The organism is Vibrio sp. YT-19(2023) (assembly GCF_033337395.1).
This window is the reverse complement of sequence record NZ_JAWOQN010000001.1, coordinates 299,829-313,736: the sequence shown is the minus strand read 5'-3', so window position 1 is coordinate 313,736 and position 13,908 is coordinate 299,829. Positions and strand designations below refer to the sequence as shown.

Annotated in this window: 11 protein-coding genes; all 11 read left to right on the top strand. The window is 45.4% G+C overall.

The features are described from left to right. Nucleotides 1-29 precede the first annotated feature (29 nt). The 11 genes from bamA to R7E78_RS01410 all read left to right on the top strand — a co-directional run bounded on the left by bamA (nt 30) and on the right by R7E78_RS01410 (nt 13,754). On the top strand, nt 30-2,444 hold the full coding sequence (bamA, locus tag R7E78_RS01460; RefSeq protein ID WP_005380335.1) for an outer membrane protein assembly factor BamA: 2,415 nt from the start codon (nt 30-32) through the stop codon (nt 2,442-2,444). 13 nt (nt 2,445-2,457) lie between these two features. After that, nucleotides 2,458-2,967 carry an OmpH family outer membrane protein gene (locus R7E78_RS01455; RefSeq protein ID WP_005391804.1) on the top strand — a complete coding sequence of 170 codons (510 nt, stop codon included), beginning with the start codon at nt 2,458-2,460 and terminating at the stop codon, nt 2,965-2,967. Between the two features lie 6 nt (nt 2,968-2,973). Then, nucleotides 2,974-4,005, top strand: a complete 1,032-nt coding sequence (gene lpxD / locus R7E78_RS01450) for a UDP-3-O-(3-hydroxymyristoyl)glucosamine N-acyltransferase (RefSeq protein ID WP_005380347.1) — start codon at nt 2,974-2,976, stop codon at nt 4,003-4,005. A gap of 232 nt (nt 4,006-4,237) precedes the next feature. Continuing rightward, nucleotides 4,238-4,690, top strand: a complete 453-nt coding sequence (fabZ, locus tag R7E78_RS01445) for a 3-hydroxyacyl-ACP dehydratase FabZ (protein ID WP_005380349.1) — start codon at nt 4,238-4,240, stop codon at nt 4,688-4,690. A 1-nt stretch (nt 4,691) separates the two neighbouring features. Continuing rightward, nucleotides 4,692-5,480: an acyl-ACP--UDP-N-acetylglucosamine O-acyltransferase gene (lpxA, locus tag R7E78_RS01440; protein WP_005380357.1), complete on the top strand. Its 789-nt coding sequence runs from the start codon at nt 4,692-4,694 to the stop codon at nt 5,478-5,480. A 119-nt stretch (nt 5,481-5,599) separates the two neighbouring features. Beyond that, nucleotides 5,600-6,739, top strand: coding sequence for a lipid-A-disaccharide synthase (lpxB, locus tag R7E78_RS01435; protein ID WP_065274758.1), 1,140 nt, complete (start codon nt 5,600-5,602; stop codon nt 6,737-6,739). A gap of 9 nt (nt 6,740-6,748) precedes the next feature. After that, nucleotides 6,749-7,384: a ribonuclease HII gene (gene rnhB, locus R7E78_RS01430; RefSeq protein WP_025768249.1), complete on the top strand. Its 636-nt coding sequence runs from the start codon at nt 6,749-6,751 to the stop codon at nt 7,382-7,384. An 81-nt stretch (nt 7,385-7,465) separates the two neighbouring features. Then, nucleotides 7,466-10,945: a DNA polymerase III subunit alpha gene (gene dnaE, locus R7E78_RS01425; RefSeq protein WP_006741668.1), complete on the top strand. Its 3,480-nt coding sequence runs from the start codon at nt 7,466-7,468 to the stop codon at nt 10,943-10,945. Between the two features lie 46 nt (nt 10,946-10,991). Beyond that, complete coding sequence (accA, locus tag R7E78_RS01420) at nt 10,992-11,951, top strand: acetyl-CoA carboxylase carboxyl transferase subunit alpha (protein ID WP_005380365.1); 960 nt, start codon at nt 10,992-10,994, stop codon at nt 11,949-11,951. A 107-nt stretch (nt 11,952-12,058) separates the two neighbouring features. Beyond that, nucleotides 12,059-13,369 (top strand): tRNA lysidine(34) synthetase TilS, encoded by a 1,311-nt coding sequence (tilS, locus tag R7E78_RS01415; protein WP_262640573.1) that lies wholly within the window; start codon nt 12,059-12,061, stop codon nt 13,367-13,369. A gap of 70 nt (nt 13,370-13,439) precedes the next feature. Further along, nucleotides 13,440-13,754: a c-type cytochrome gene (locus R7E78_RS01410; RefSeq protein WP_033905507.1), complete on the top strand. Its 315-nt coding sequence runs from the start codon at nt 13,440-13,442 to the stop codon at nt 13,752-13,754. The last annotated feature ends 154 nt before the right edge of the window (nt 13,755-13,908 follow it).

Below are 13,908 nucleotides of genomic sequence, written 5' to 3'. Positions count from 1 at the left end.
AGCAGTAGCAAGGAATAATTAGAACAAGTATGGCGATTAAGCGAATTCTATTTGCAAGTTTACTGGCGACCAGTGTATCTGCAAATGGAGCAGAGAACTTCGTAGTTCAAGATATTGAAATCGATGGATTGCAGCGTGTAGCACTGGGTGCTGCATTGTTGAAAATGCCTGTACGTGTCGGTGATACCATTGGCCAAGGCGATGTTGCAGAAATTATCCGCGCCCTGTATGCATCTGGTAACTTTGAAGATGTGAAAGTGTTGCGTGACGGTGGTGTTCTGATGGTTCAAGTCAAAGAACGTCCTACCATTGCAAGCATCTCTTTTTCAGGTAACAAAGCAATCAAGGACGAGCAGCTACAAGAAAACCTGAACGCGTCTGGCGTTCGTGAAGGTGAAGCGCTTGACCGCACCACGCTAAGCAACATTGAAAAAGGCTTAGAAGACTTTTACTACAGCGTAGGTAAATACAACGCAACAGTAAAAGCGGTGGTGACTCCACTACCACGTAATCGTTCTGATCTTAAGTTTGTCTTTACTGAAGGTGTGTCGGCAAAAATTCAGCAAATCAACTTTATCGGTAATGAAGTGTTCAGTGATGAAGAACTGCTTTCGCGCTTTAACTTAAATGTTGATGTGCCGTGGTGGAATTTCCTTTCTGATGAAAAGTATCAAAAGCAAGTCCTTGCAGGTGATATTGAAGCACTCAAATCATTCTACCTGGATCGTGGTTACTTAAAATTTAACGTTGATTCGACACAAGTTGCAATCTCTCCTGACAAGAAAGGGGTATACATTACTCTTGGTCTAGAAGAGGGCGAGGTTTACACCGTTAAGGACGTGAAGTTCCGTGGTGATTTGATTGGTGAGGAAGCGACGTTCGAAAGACTTGTGCCATTTGAAGACAATGAGACATACAACGGCTCGTTGGTGACTTCAATGGAAGAAGGAATTAAGCGTGTGCTTGGTGAGTCCGGTTATGCTTATCCTCAAGTGAATACCATTCCAGAGTTTGACGACGAGAATCAAGAAGTTTCTTTGGTCGTTAACGTAGACCCGGGTAACCGAATTTATGTTCGTGATATTCGCTTCACGGGTAATAACTCAACCAAAGATGAAGTCCTTCGTCGTGAAATGCGTCAGATGGAAGGCAGTTGGTTGAACTCGAAATCGATTGAAACGGGTAAAACTCGTCTAAATCGTTTGGGCTACTTTGAAAATGTTGAAGTACAGACGGTTCGAGTTCCTGGTAGTGATGATCAAGTTGACCTAGTTTACTCTGTCAAAGAAGCGAACTCTGGTAGCGTTAACTTCGGTGTTGGCTACGGTACAGAATCGGGTGTGAGCTTCCAGGTTGGCCTGCAACAAGATAACTTTATTGGTAGCGGTAACCGTGTTGGTATCAACGCGATGATGAATGACTACCAGAAAAACATCAGTCTTGATTACCGTGATCCGTACTGGAACTTAGACGGTGTAAGCTTAGGTGGTAAGGTTTTCTATAACGAATTTGAAGCTAAAGAAGCCAATATCGTTGACTATACCAACGAAAGCTATGGCGCGAGCTTAACGTGGGGCTTCCCATTCGATGAGTTGAACCGTTTTGAATTCGGTGTCGGTTATACGCACAACAAGATCGGTAACTTATCGCCTTACTTGCAGGTAGAGCAGTTCTTAGAAGCGCAAAAAGATAATATAGATTCAAGTGGGGCATTGAATACGAACGACTTCGACTTCAATATCTCTTGGACACGTAATAACTTAAACCGTGGCTATTTCCCTACGGCAGGTAACCATCAGCGTGCATTCTATAAAATGACCGTACCTGGCTCTGATGTTCAATACTTCAAAATGCAGTACGATGTTCGCCAGTATGTGCCATTGACTAAAAAGCACGAGTTTACCCTCTTGTTCCGTGGCCGCTTAGGTTACGGTAATGGTTACGGTCAAACGGATGGTAACGATAACTTGTTCCCATTCTACGAAAACTACTACGCCGGTGGCTTTACATCGCTTCGTGGTTTTGGCTCAAACTCTGTTGGCCCTAAAGCGGTTTACCGCGATACATCCGGCTCTAACAATGGTACAGATATTGCGACAGATGATTCAGTGGGTGGTAACGCAGTCGCATTAGCAAGTATTGAGTTGATCGTTCCAACGCCGTTCGCATCAGAGGAAGTACAAAACCAAATTCGTACCAGTATCTTCTTTGATATGGCAAGTGTTTGGGATACCGAGTTTGATTATCGAGAAAATAGCAACATTTCGGGTGCTAACTACTACTACGATTACTCAGATCCAACCAACTACCGCTCTTCTTACGGTGCGGCGTTGCAGTGGATGTCTCCAATGGGGCCACTAGTCTTCTCACTAGCGAAACCAATTAAGAAATTTGATGGCGATGATGAAGAGTTCTTCACATTCACTATCGGTAGAACTTTCTAAAGAGGAAAATATTTTGAATAAAATGATCAAAGCGGCTGGGATTGGCCTTCTTGTACTGAGCTCTTCAATGTTTGCAAATGCGGCAGAAGCTGCACAGAAAATTGCTTACGTAAATACAGCTCAAGTTTTCCAAGCTCTTCCTCAACGTGAAGTTGTACTACAAAAAATGCAGAAAGACTTCAAAAGCAAAGCTGATGAACTGAAGTCAATCCAAGCGCAAGCTAAAACAAAGATCGAAAAGCTACAACGTGACGGTGAGCTTTTGGGTCAAGACGAAGTAGAAAAGCTACGTATCGATATCGCGAAGCTAGACAGCGAGTACAAAGTGAAAGCACAAGCACTTGAAAAAGCAAGTGCGCGTCGTGAAGCTGAAGAAAAAGCGAAGCTTTTCAAAACGATTCAAGATGCAGTTAAGAAAGTCGCAGACAAAAATGGTTACGATCTTGTGATTGATATCTCTGCTTTGCAGTACGGCAAGCCAGAATACAATATTTCTGAAGACGTAATTAAAGCTCTAAAATAAGAAGTTATGAAGACATTAACATTAGCCGAATTGGCGACAATTACCGGGGGTGAGCTGTTTGGTGACGAGTCTCTCGTTGTAAGCCGTGTTGCTCCAATGGATAAAGCACAAGAAGGTGACGTAACCTTCTTGTCTAACCCAAAATACGCAAAACACCTTTCTGAGTGCCAAGCTACCGTCGTTATGGTAAAGGCTGAGCATAAAGATCAATGCGTTGGAAATGCGCTAGTGGTTTCAGACCCTTATGTCGCATTTGCTCGTGTGGTCCAAGCGATGGATACCACACCAAAACCGGCAGACGATATTGCACCAAGTGCTGTGATTGCCGCTGACGTTAAGATGGGTGAGAACGTTACAATCGGCGCTAACGCTGTGATTGAAACGGGCGTAGAACTCGGCGATAACGTAAGCGTTGGCGCTGGTTGTTTTATCGGTAAGAACGCCAAGCTAGGGAATAACACCAAGCTTTGGGCTAATGTCACTATCTATCATGAAGTGTCATTGGGTGATGACTGTCTCGTTCAATCGGGTACCGTCATTGGCTCTGATGGCTTCGGTTATGCGAATGACAAAGGCGAGTGGATCAAAATTCCTCAGCTTGGTTCAGTGCGTATCGGTAACCGCGTTGAGATTGGTGCTTGTACTACGATTGACCGCGGTGCACTCGAAGATACTATCATTGAAGACAATGTCATTCTGGATAACCAACTTCAAATCGCGCACAACGTGCAGATCGGATATGGTACCGTGATGCCTGGTGGTACTATTGTCGCGGGCAGTACAAAAATTGGTAAGTACTGCCAGATTGGCGGCGCGTCTGTTCTGAATGGCCATATCACTATCGCAGATGGTGTGGCTATTACAGGTATGGGCATGGTAATGCGCAGTATCGAAGAAAAAGGCCTTTACTCATCAGGTATCCCACTACAAACGAACAGAGAGTGGCGTAAGACCGCGACTCGAGTTCACCGTATTGATGAGATGAATAAGCGCCTAAAAGCGGTTGAAAAACAGCTGGAACAGAAAGAAGAAATTTAGAACAAGTTATCTTTCGCTCTGTACTTAACACGAAGGCTAACAAGCTCTAGTTCCATATTCTGTAAGAAGACTCGCGAAATGCGGGTCTTTTTCTTCTATAATGACGCGCTCTAAGTAGATTTAACTCCAAGATGGTGCGTATTTTGCTAGTATATTGCAAAGCGATTCGGCTTTACGACCTGTTGCCACGTTTGCCATCTTGGCGGCAAAAAATTGATATAGGAAGACGACTTTGACTACTGAAAAGAAAACGATGAACATCTCTGAAATTCAAGAGCTACTACCTCATCGCTACCCATTCTTATTGATCGACCGAGTGATAGACTTCCAAGAAGAGAAGTACCTTCACGCGATTAAAAACGTGTCGGTTAACGAACCTCAGTTCACAGGTCACTTTCCTCAACTACCAGTATTCCCAGGTGTTTTGATTTTAGAAGCAATGGCTCAGGCAACAGGCTTACTTGCATTTAAATCATTTGGTGCACCAACAGAAAATGAACTGTACTACTTTGCAAGCGTAGACGGCGCGAAATTCCGTAAACCAGTGGTTCCGGGCGACCAATTGGTTATTGAGGTAGAATTTCTGAAAGAACGTCGCGGCATTGCTGCATTTAGCGGTGTAGCAAAAGTTGACGGTGAAGTGGTATGTTCTGCAGAACTGAAGTGTGCTCGTCGAGAGTTTTAATATGATTCATGAAACCGCTAAAATCCACCCGGCAGCGGTGGTAGAAGAGGGCGCCAAAATTGGTGCTAACGTAACAGTAGGTCCTTTTACGTACATCACCTCTACGGTTGAAATTGGTGAAGGCACAGAAGTGATGTCTCACGTTGTGATCAAAGGTCACACAACTATTGGCAAAGATAACCGTATTTTCCCACATGCTGTCATTGGTGAAGAAAACCAAGACAAAAAATACGGTGGTGAAGACACAACTGTGGTTATCGGTGACCGTAACGTCATTCGTGAAGCGGTCCAAGTTCACCGCGGCACAGTGCAAGACAAAGCAACCACGATCATTGGTGATGACAACTTATTGTGTGTGAATGCACACGTTGCGCATGATGTTGTTATTGGTAACCACACTCATATCGGTAATAACTCGATTCTTGGTGGTCACGTTACTGTTGATGACTATGCCGGTGTGATGGCACTGTCTGCGATTCATCCGTTTTGTACAGTGGGCGCTTACGCATACATTGGCGGCTGTTCAGCTGTGGTGCAAGATGTCCCAGCTTATGTACTCGCGCAAGGTAACCACGCTACTCCATTCGGCTTGAACCTTGTTGGCTTGAAGCGTAATGGCTTTGAGAAACCAGAGATTCGTGCGTTACAAAAAGCGTATAAAGAAATCTACCGTTCAGGTAAGACGCTAGAAGAAGTGAAGCCTATTCTGGCTGAAATGGCTCAAGAGTGGCCGGCTGTGAAGCGTTTCTCAGATATTCTGGAAACGACGGAACGTGGCATTATTCGTTAATTGGCGAATGAACCAATAAATAAAAAGATCGTGACCAAATTTGAGGTTACGATCTTTTTGTGTTTTATGGATAAGGCAAACCGTTATCCATAGCGCACAGGAAAAATAGCGAAGTAGATATGGAAAGACCATTACGTATTGGCATCATTGCCGGAGAATTGTCTGGCGATACGCTAGGTGAAGGCTTTATCAAAGCAGTAAAGCAACAATATCCAGACGCAGAGTTCGTAGGCATTGGTGGTCCGAAAATGATAGCCCAAGGTTGCGAGTCTCTGTTTGATATGGAAGAGCTTGCGGTGATGGGATTAGTCGAGGTTTTAGGCCGCTTACCGAGACTTCTTAAAGTGAAAGCTGAGCTCGTTCAGTATTTTACTCAGAATCCGCCTGATGTTTTCATCGGGATCGATGCTCCTGACTTCAACTTACGCCTGGAGCTTGACCTCAAGCAAGCGGGCATTAAAACCGTTCATTACGTGAGTCCGTCTGTTTGGGCTTGGCGTCAGAAGCGCATCTTTAAAATAGAAGCGGCAACGAACTTGGTGCTAGCATTTCTTCCGTTTGAGAAAGCGTTCTACGACAAATTTAATGTACCTTGCGAGTTCATTGGTCATACCTTGGCTGATGCCATCCCACTAGAATCAGAACAAGCGCCTGCACGTGAGTTGCTTGGTTTAGAACAAGATAAAAAGTGGCTTGCTGTCCTGCCAGGCAGTCGTGGTAGCGAGTTAAAAATGCTCTCAGAGCCATTTATTGAAACCTGCAAGTTACTCCATAAAAAATTTCCAGAACTGGGGTTTGTTGTCGCGCTTGTTAATCAAAAACGCCGTGAGCAGTTTGAACAAGCATGGAAAGCGCTAGCGCCAGAGTTGGACTTCAAGTTAGTTGATGACACCGCACGCAACGTCATCACCGCATCCGATGCCGTGATGTTGGCCTCCGGTACCGTAGCGTTGGAGTGTATGCTTCTCAAGCGTCCAATGGTGGTGGGTTATCGTGTGAATGCATTTACTGCTTTCTTAGCTAAACGTCTATTGAAAACGAAGTATGTGTCATTGCCGAATATCTTGGCGGATGATGAGCTCGTCAAAGAATATCTACAAGATGAGTGCACACCAGACAATTTGTTTACTGAGGTTTCTCGCTTATTGGAAAGCGACAATAAACCGATGTTAGATAAATTTACGGAAATGCATCATTGGATTCGTAAAGATGCGGACCAACAAGCCGCAAACGCAGTTCTAAAACTGATTGAGAAATAGAGATTTATCATGGCTGTTAAACCAAAAGCGACCAAAACCAAAGTTGAACTCCCTCCGTTTGAATATCCGCAAGGTTATCAGCTTGTGGCCGGAGTCGACGAGGTCGGACGTGGCCCTTTGGTGGGAGACGTCGTCACCGCTGCGGTTATCCTTGATCCTCACAATCCTATTGAAGGGTTGAACGATTCGAAAAAATTGACCGAAAAGAAACGCATGGCGTTGCTTCCTGAAATCAAAGAAAAAGCATTGGCGTGGGCGGTCGGGCGTTGTTCTCCTGAAGAAATTGATCAACTGAATATTTTACAGGCGACTATGGTTGCGATGCAGCGTGCAGTGGCGGGGTTACAGGTTCAACCTGATTTGGTGTTGATTGATGGTAACCGTTGTCCGGAGCTGCCAATGGATGCTCAAGCTGTAGTAAAAGGCGATCTACGTGTTGCCGAAATCAGTGCGGCTTCCATTATTGCCAAAGTCGTGCGTGACCAAGAGATGGAAGAGTTGGATAAACTTCATCCACAATTTGGCTTCGCGAAGCACAAAGGTTACCCAACTAAAGCGCACTTTGAAGCGATTGAGCAACACGGAGTGATCAGTGAACACCGCAAGAGTTTCAAGCCAGTAAAAAAAGCGTTAAGCATAGAATAATCAAACGATCTAATTGGTGTTATAAACCCAACCTCTTTAGGTTAGAATCCCCAACAAAATAGAGTTACACGGTACCTGTTAATGTCAGATCCCAAATTCATCCACCTGCGTGTTCATAGTGACTTCTCGATGGTGGATGGCCTCAACAAAGTTCCGCCAATCGTAAAGAAAGTTGCTGAGCTCGGTATGCCCGCAATGGCGTTGACCGACTTTACCAACCTATGTGGTTTGGTGAAGTTTTACGGTACGGCGCATGGCAGTGGTGTTAAACCGATCATTGGTGCTGACTTTAAAATGCAGTCGGACGAGTTTGGTGAAGAGCTGACACAAGTGACTTTGCTTGCGGCGGATAATGTAGGTTATAAGAACCTGACGTTATTGATATCAAAAGCGTACTTACGTGGACATGTTCAACACCACCCAGTGATTGACAAAGCCTGGTTGGCTGAAATGTCTGAAGGCCTGATTGTATTATCCGGCGGTAAAAGCGGAGAAATTGGTCGCGGCCTTTTGAAAGGCAACCGTCAAATAGTGCAAGGGTGTGTTGATTTCTATAAACAGCATTTTCCAGATCGCTTTTATCTTGAGCTACTTCGTACCGGTCGTCCAGATGAAGAAACTTATCTTCACTTTGCGGTTGAATTGGCAGAGCAGCAAGACTTGCCAGTAGTGGCGACCAATGAAGTTGTATTCCTGAGTCCAGACCTATTTGATGCTCATGAAATACGCGTAGCGATTCACGATGGTTACACATTAGAAGATCCGCGTAGGCCAAAAAACTACAGTCCGCAGCAATATCTTCGTACAGAAGAAGAAATGTGCGAGCTGTTTGCTGATATTCCTGAAGCGTTAGAAAACAGTGTCGAGATAGCGAAGCGTTGTAACGTGACTGTGCGCTTAGGGGAGTACTTCCTACCAGCTTTCCCAACCGAAGGGATGAAAGAGACTGAGTTCCTAGTCATGAAATCCCGAGAGGGGTTGGAAGAGCGTTTAGAGTTCCTATTTCCAGATGAGGAAGAGAGAAAACGTCGCCGCCCTGAATATGATGAACGTCTTCAGATAGAGCTAGATGTTATCAACCAAATGGGATTTCCTGGTTACTTCTTGATCGTAATGGAGTTCATCCAGTGGTCAAAAGATAATGGAATTCCTGTCGGTCCTGGACGTGGTTCCGGTGCTGGTTCTTTGGTGGCTTACGCACTAAAAATCACCGATCTGGATCCACTAGAATACGACTTGCTGTTCGAACGTTTCTTGAACCCAGAACGTGTTTCGATGCCCGATTTCGACGTCGATTTCTGTATGGATAAACGTGACCAGGTTATTGACCACGTTGCGGAAATGTACGGTCGTGACGCGGTGTCTCAGATCATCACGTTTGGTACCATGGCGGCAAAAGCGGTAATCCGTGACGTTGGCCGCGTATTGGGCCACCCATTTGGTTTTGTTGATCGTATTTCAAAGCTGATCCCGCCCGATCCAGGTATGACGCTAGATAAAGCGTTTAAAGCTGAACCTGCACTACCTGAATTGTATGAGGCCGATGAGGAAGTTAAAGAACTCATCGACATGTGTCATATTTTGGAAGGCTGTACGCGAAACGCCGGTAAACACGCTGGTGGTGTTGTAATATCACCTACAACAATTACCGATTTTGCGCCAATTTATGCAGACGCTGAAGGTCACTTTCCGGTTACTCAATTTGATAAAAACGATGTTGAGACCGCTGGCCTAGTTAAGTTTGACTTCTTGGGTTTACGTACCTTAACCATTATTGACTGGGCGTTAGGACTGATTAACCCACGCCTAGAGCGAGAAGGGAAAGAACCGGTTCAAATTGAATCCATACCGTTAGAAGACCCTGCCTCTTTCCGTTTGTTGCAAAACTCTGAAACGACAGCAGTATTCCAGCTTGAATCTCGAGGCATGAAAGAGCTGATTAAACGACTTCAGCCAGACTGTTTCGAAGACATCATCGCATTGGTAGCACTCTTCCGTCCGGGTCCTTTGCAATCGGGCATGGTAGATAACTTTATCGACCGTAAACATGGTCGAGAAGCGATCTCTTATCCAGATGAAAAGTGGCAACACGAGTCGCTAAAAGAGACGCTTGATCCAACCTACGGCATCATCCTGTATCAAGAGCAGGTAATGCAGATTGCGCAGATCTTAGCAGGTTACACGCTAGGTGGTGCGGACATGCTTCGTCGTGCAATGGGTAAGAAAAAGCCAGAAGAGATGGCAAAACAACGTGCTATCTTTGAAGAAGGTGCGATAAAGAACGGTATCGATGGCGAGTTGGCGATGAAAATCTTCGACTTGGTAGAGAAGTTCGCCGGTTATGGTTTTAACAAATCGCACTCTGCTGCTTATGCATTGGTTTCTTATCAAACTCTTTGGCTGAAAACACATTATCCTGCCGAATTTATGGCTGCGGTAATGACAGCCGATATGGATAACACGGAAAAAGTCGTTGGCTTGGTCGATGAGTGTTTCCGTATGAAGCTTACCGTGCTGCCACCAGACATCAACTCTGGCCTATATCGCTTTAATGTTGATGAAAATGGCGCAATTGTTTACGGTATTGGTGCGATAAAAGGGGTTGGTGAGGGCCCTATCGATGCGATTCTTGAGGCGAGAAATAAAGGTGGTCACTTTAAAGACCTATTTGATTTCTGTGCTCGAGTTGATCTAAAACGCGTCAATAAACGAGTGATAGAGAAGCTGATTTACGCGGGCGCGTTGGATCGACTAGGCCCACACCGTGCGGCGATGATGGCGTCACTCAATGATGCGGTAAAAGCAGCAAGTCAACATCACCAAGCTGAGGCGTTTGGTCAAACGGATATGTTTGGTGTGCTAACGGATGCACCTGAAGAAGTAGAGCATAAGTATACGCAAGTTCCGCCTTGGCCAGAAAAAGTGTGGTTAGAGGGCGAGCGTGATACCCTAGGTCTATATTTGACAGGGCACCCAATTAACGCCTACGTAAAGGAACTAAACAAATACACCAGTTGTCGACTAAAAGACGCAACGCCCACTCGCCGCGACCAATCTGTCACGGTGGCAGGTCTGGTTATTGCAGCTCGTGTAATGACGACTAAGCGTGGTACACGAATTGGCATTATGACACTGGATGACCGAAGTGGTCGCATGGAAGTGATGTTGTTCTCAGATGCACTGGATCGATACGCTGAACTTCTCGAAAAAGACAGAATTTTGGTCGTTTCTGGACAGGTCAGCTTTGATGACTTCAACGGTGGCCTTAAAATGTCAGCGCGTGAAGTTATGGATCTCGGCAGTGCGCGCGAGAAATACGCTCGTGGTTTGTCGGTATCGATAGATGCAACTCAGATCAACGATCAGTTTTTTGAGCAGTTCAGCCGTATTTTAGAACCGCACAAAGCCGGAACCGTACCCGTCAATGTATACTACCAGCGTGCCGACGCCAGAGCGCGGTTAACATTGGGCACCGAGTGGCGAGTAACGCCAAGTGATACATTACTCGACGATTTAAAACAGTTACTTGGCAAAAGCCAGGTAGAACTCGAATTTAACTAAAAATTCAGCGCAATATGTTAGACGCTGAGTAAACAAGGATTCATAGATGAGCCTAAACTTTCTTGAATTTGAAAAGCCAATTGCAGAACTAGAAGCGAAAATTGAAGCACTACGTGATGTCTCTCGTCACGGTGGTGATTCTGCGATTGACCTGGATAAAGAAATCGAACAGCTTGAGAAGAAAAGCTTAGAGCTGAAGAAAAAAACCTTCAGTGACCTAGGTGCATGGGAAACAGCTCAACTGGCTCGTCACCCACTACGTCCTTACACGCTGGATTACATCCAACACGCTTTTGAGGAGTTTGATGAATTAGCGGGTGACCGCGCGTTTGCAGACGACAAAGCGATTGTGGGTGGCATGGCTCGCCTTGAAGGCCGCCCTGTGATGATCATTGGTCACCAAAAAGGTCGTGAGACCAAAGAAAAGGTGAAACGTAACTTTGGTATGCCGAAACCAGAAGGCTACCGTAAGGCTCTACGCTTGATGGAAATGGCAGAGCGTTTCAACATGCCGATCATCACATTTATTGACACGGCTGGCGCGTATCCAGGTGTGGGCGCAGAAGAGCGTGGTCAATCTGAAGCTATCGCGAAAAACCTAAAAGTGATGTCTGGTCTTAAAGTGCCAGTAATCTGTAACGTTGTTGGTGAAGGCGGTTCTGGTGGTGCACTAGCAATCGGTGTAGGCGACTACGTGAACATGCTTCAGTACTCTACGTACTCAGTAATTTCTCCTGAGGGTTGTGCTTCAATCTTATGGCGTGATTCAGACAAAGCGCCACAAGCGGCAGAGGCAATGGGTCTAACTGCTCCGCGTCTTAAAGAGCTTGAACTGATCGACGAAATCATTGAAGAGCCACTAGGCGGCGCTCATCGCGATCATGTTCAAATGGCAGCGAATATGAAAGCGACACTACTTCGTCAGCTAGAAGATCTAGAACAATTGGATGAAGAGACGCTACGTGAGCGTCGTTACCAGCGTCTAATGAGCTACGGTTACTGTTAATTTCGGTGATTGCTATTAAGCGTTAGCTGATATCTCAAGTGATAACAGTTAAAATAGAAAGGGTTGGATGAGAGTCCAGCCCTTTTTTTGTACCTATCGGATCGCTTATGGAATCGCTTTACCCGCATTTTGCTCAAGTTCTCGGCCGCTACTATCAATTAGGCACTAAGGTTGTCTTGGCGTTTAGCGGAGGAGTGGATTCACGTCTTTTACTCGAATTACTCAGTCGCTACCAACAAGCGCATTCGATAGAGTGTCACGCTGTGTATGTGCACCATGGTTTAAGCTCGAATGCCGATAATTGGGCCGATAAATGCTTACTTTGGGCACAACAAGTGGGGATATCGTGCTCGATCGAGCGAGTGAGCTTAGACATCAGCAATGGTGAAAGTATTGAACTTCTTGCTCGTAAAGCTCGCTACCAAGCCTTAACTAAGTACATTCAAGAAGGTGATATACTGTTGACTGGTCAACATGCCGACGATCAAATAGAGACTTTTCTCCTTGCGCTTAAGCGCGGCAGCGGGCCTAAAGGGTTATCTTCGATGGCGGAGAGTATGCCGTTTTCTTGCGGATCTCTAGTTCGACCATTGCTTACTATCAAGCGGAAGACCATCGAAGAAGCCGCTACTAAATTAGGCTTGGAGTGGGTGGAAGACGAAAGCAATCAAGATACCCGTTATGATCGTAACTTTCTTCGTCATTGTGTTATTCCTGAATTGTCTGGTCGCTGGCCGAGTATCCATCAAGCGGTTCAGCGCAGTGCAAGTTTATGTGCTCAACAAGAAGCGCTATTGGATGAACTATTGAGCGCGGTGTTTGAACGCGCTTTACAAACGGATCTAAGTTTGAGTATTGAAGAACTGGCTAAGCACAGTGGATTAGCGCGTGCGCGCTTGATTCGTATGTGGCTGTCTAAGCTTAATACTAGTATGCCGACTCAGGTACAACTCAATCTCATCTGGAATGAAGTCGCATTAGCTCAGCAAGATGCCAACCCCAAACTACAACTTAAACAAGGTGAAGTGCGCCGTTTTCGAAATTGTCTCTATTGGGTAACGGAAACGGCTGACGTCACTGAGTGGCAAAGTACGATTCAAGTTGATGCGACTTTGTCGCTGCCAGAGCGGCTAGGGGAGCTGACCTTAACGACGAGTTCTAGCAACGCAACGATTGCGCTTCCGAGTCAGCCAGAATTGCTTCGCGTGACCTTTAATCCGGAAGGCTTATCAGCGCATCCAACCACGCGTAATCACAGTCGAAAACTGAAGAAGTTGTTCCAAGAATACAATGTGCCAAGCTGGCTGCGTCGTCAAATTCCGATTTTGATGTATCAAGACCGAGTCGTTGCTGTGGCAGATCTGTTCGTTGATCAGGCATTTAATGGTCAAGATTGTGAACTTATTTGGCGCAGGTAATGAAAATTCATGCCACAATGTCGATTATAAAATATAAAAATCCTTAAATAATAATTGATTAGGTGAAGCAATGAAGAAAACAATCATGGGTGCAATGGTGGCGTTAACCATGTTCAGTGGGCAAGCTCTAGCTGCGGGAGATGTCGCAGCAGGTCAAGCAAAGTCGGGAGTATGCGCGGCGTGTCATGGCGCTGATGGTATTGCTGTCATTCCGGGTTACCCAAATCTGAAAGGGCAAAATGAGCAATATATTATCAGTTCAATTAAAGCTTATAAAAATAAAGAGCGAACAGGTGGACTTGCTGCTGTGATGCAAGCTCAAGCTTCATTGTTGTCTGATGAAGACATCGCTAACCTAGCGGCTTACTACGCAAGTTTGAAGTAAACGTGAGCCTGAAGTAAAGCTTGGACGATTGGGCATTGAGCAGTCCTCATTGGGTTTTATCAACTCACGATATTCGCTATGTTAATTTGCTCAGCCTGGATTTTCGCTGGTGGAGCAGAGACAAACATTGAATGTTGCGAAACGCTAAACGATA

Bases quoted from the DNA above. Each gene is read 5' to 3' on its own strand.
- accA (WP_005380365.1), top strand. From the start codon at position 10,992: ATGAGCCTAAACTTTCTTGAATTTGAAAAGCCAATTGCAGAACTAGAA.
- dnaE (WP_006741668.1), top strand. From the start codon at position 7,466: ATGTCAGATCCCAAATTCATCCACCTGCGTGTTCATAGTGACTTCTCG.
- rnhB (WP_025768249.1), top strand. From the start codon at position 6,749: ATGGCTGTTAAACCAAAAGCGACCAAAACCAAAGTTGAACTCCCTCCG.
- lpxD (WP_005380347.1), top strand. From the start codon at position 2,974: ATGAAGACATTAACATTAGCCGAATTGGCGACAATTACCGGGGGTGAG.
- lpxA (WP_005380357.1), top strand. From the start codon at position 4,692: ATGATTCATGAAACCGCTAAAATCCACCCGGCAGCGGTGGTAGAAGAG.
- R7E78_RS01410 (WP_033905507.1), top strand. From the start codon at position 13,440: ATGAAGAAAACAATCATGGGTGCAATGGTGGCGTTAACCATGTTCAGT.
- bamA (WP_005380335.1), top strand. From the start codon at position 30: ATGGCGATTAAGCGAATTCTATTTGCAAGTTTACTGGCGACCAGTGTA.
- lpxB (WP_065274758.1), top strand. From the start codon at position 5,600: ATGGAAAGACCATTACGTATTGGCATCATTGCCGGAGAATTGTCTGGC.
- tilS (WP_262640573.1), top strand. From the start codon at position 12,059: ATGGAATCGCTTTACCCGCATTTTGCTCAAGTTCTCGGCCGCTACTAT.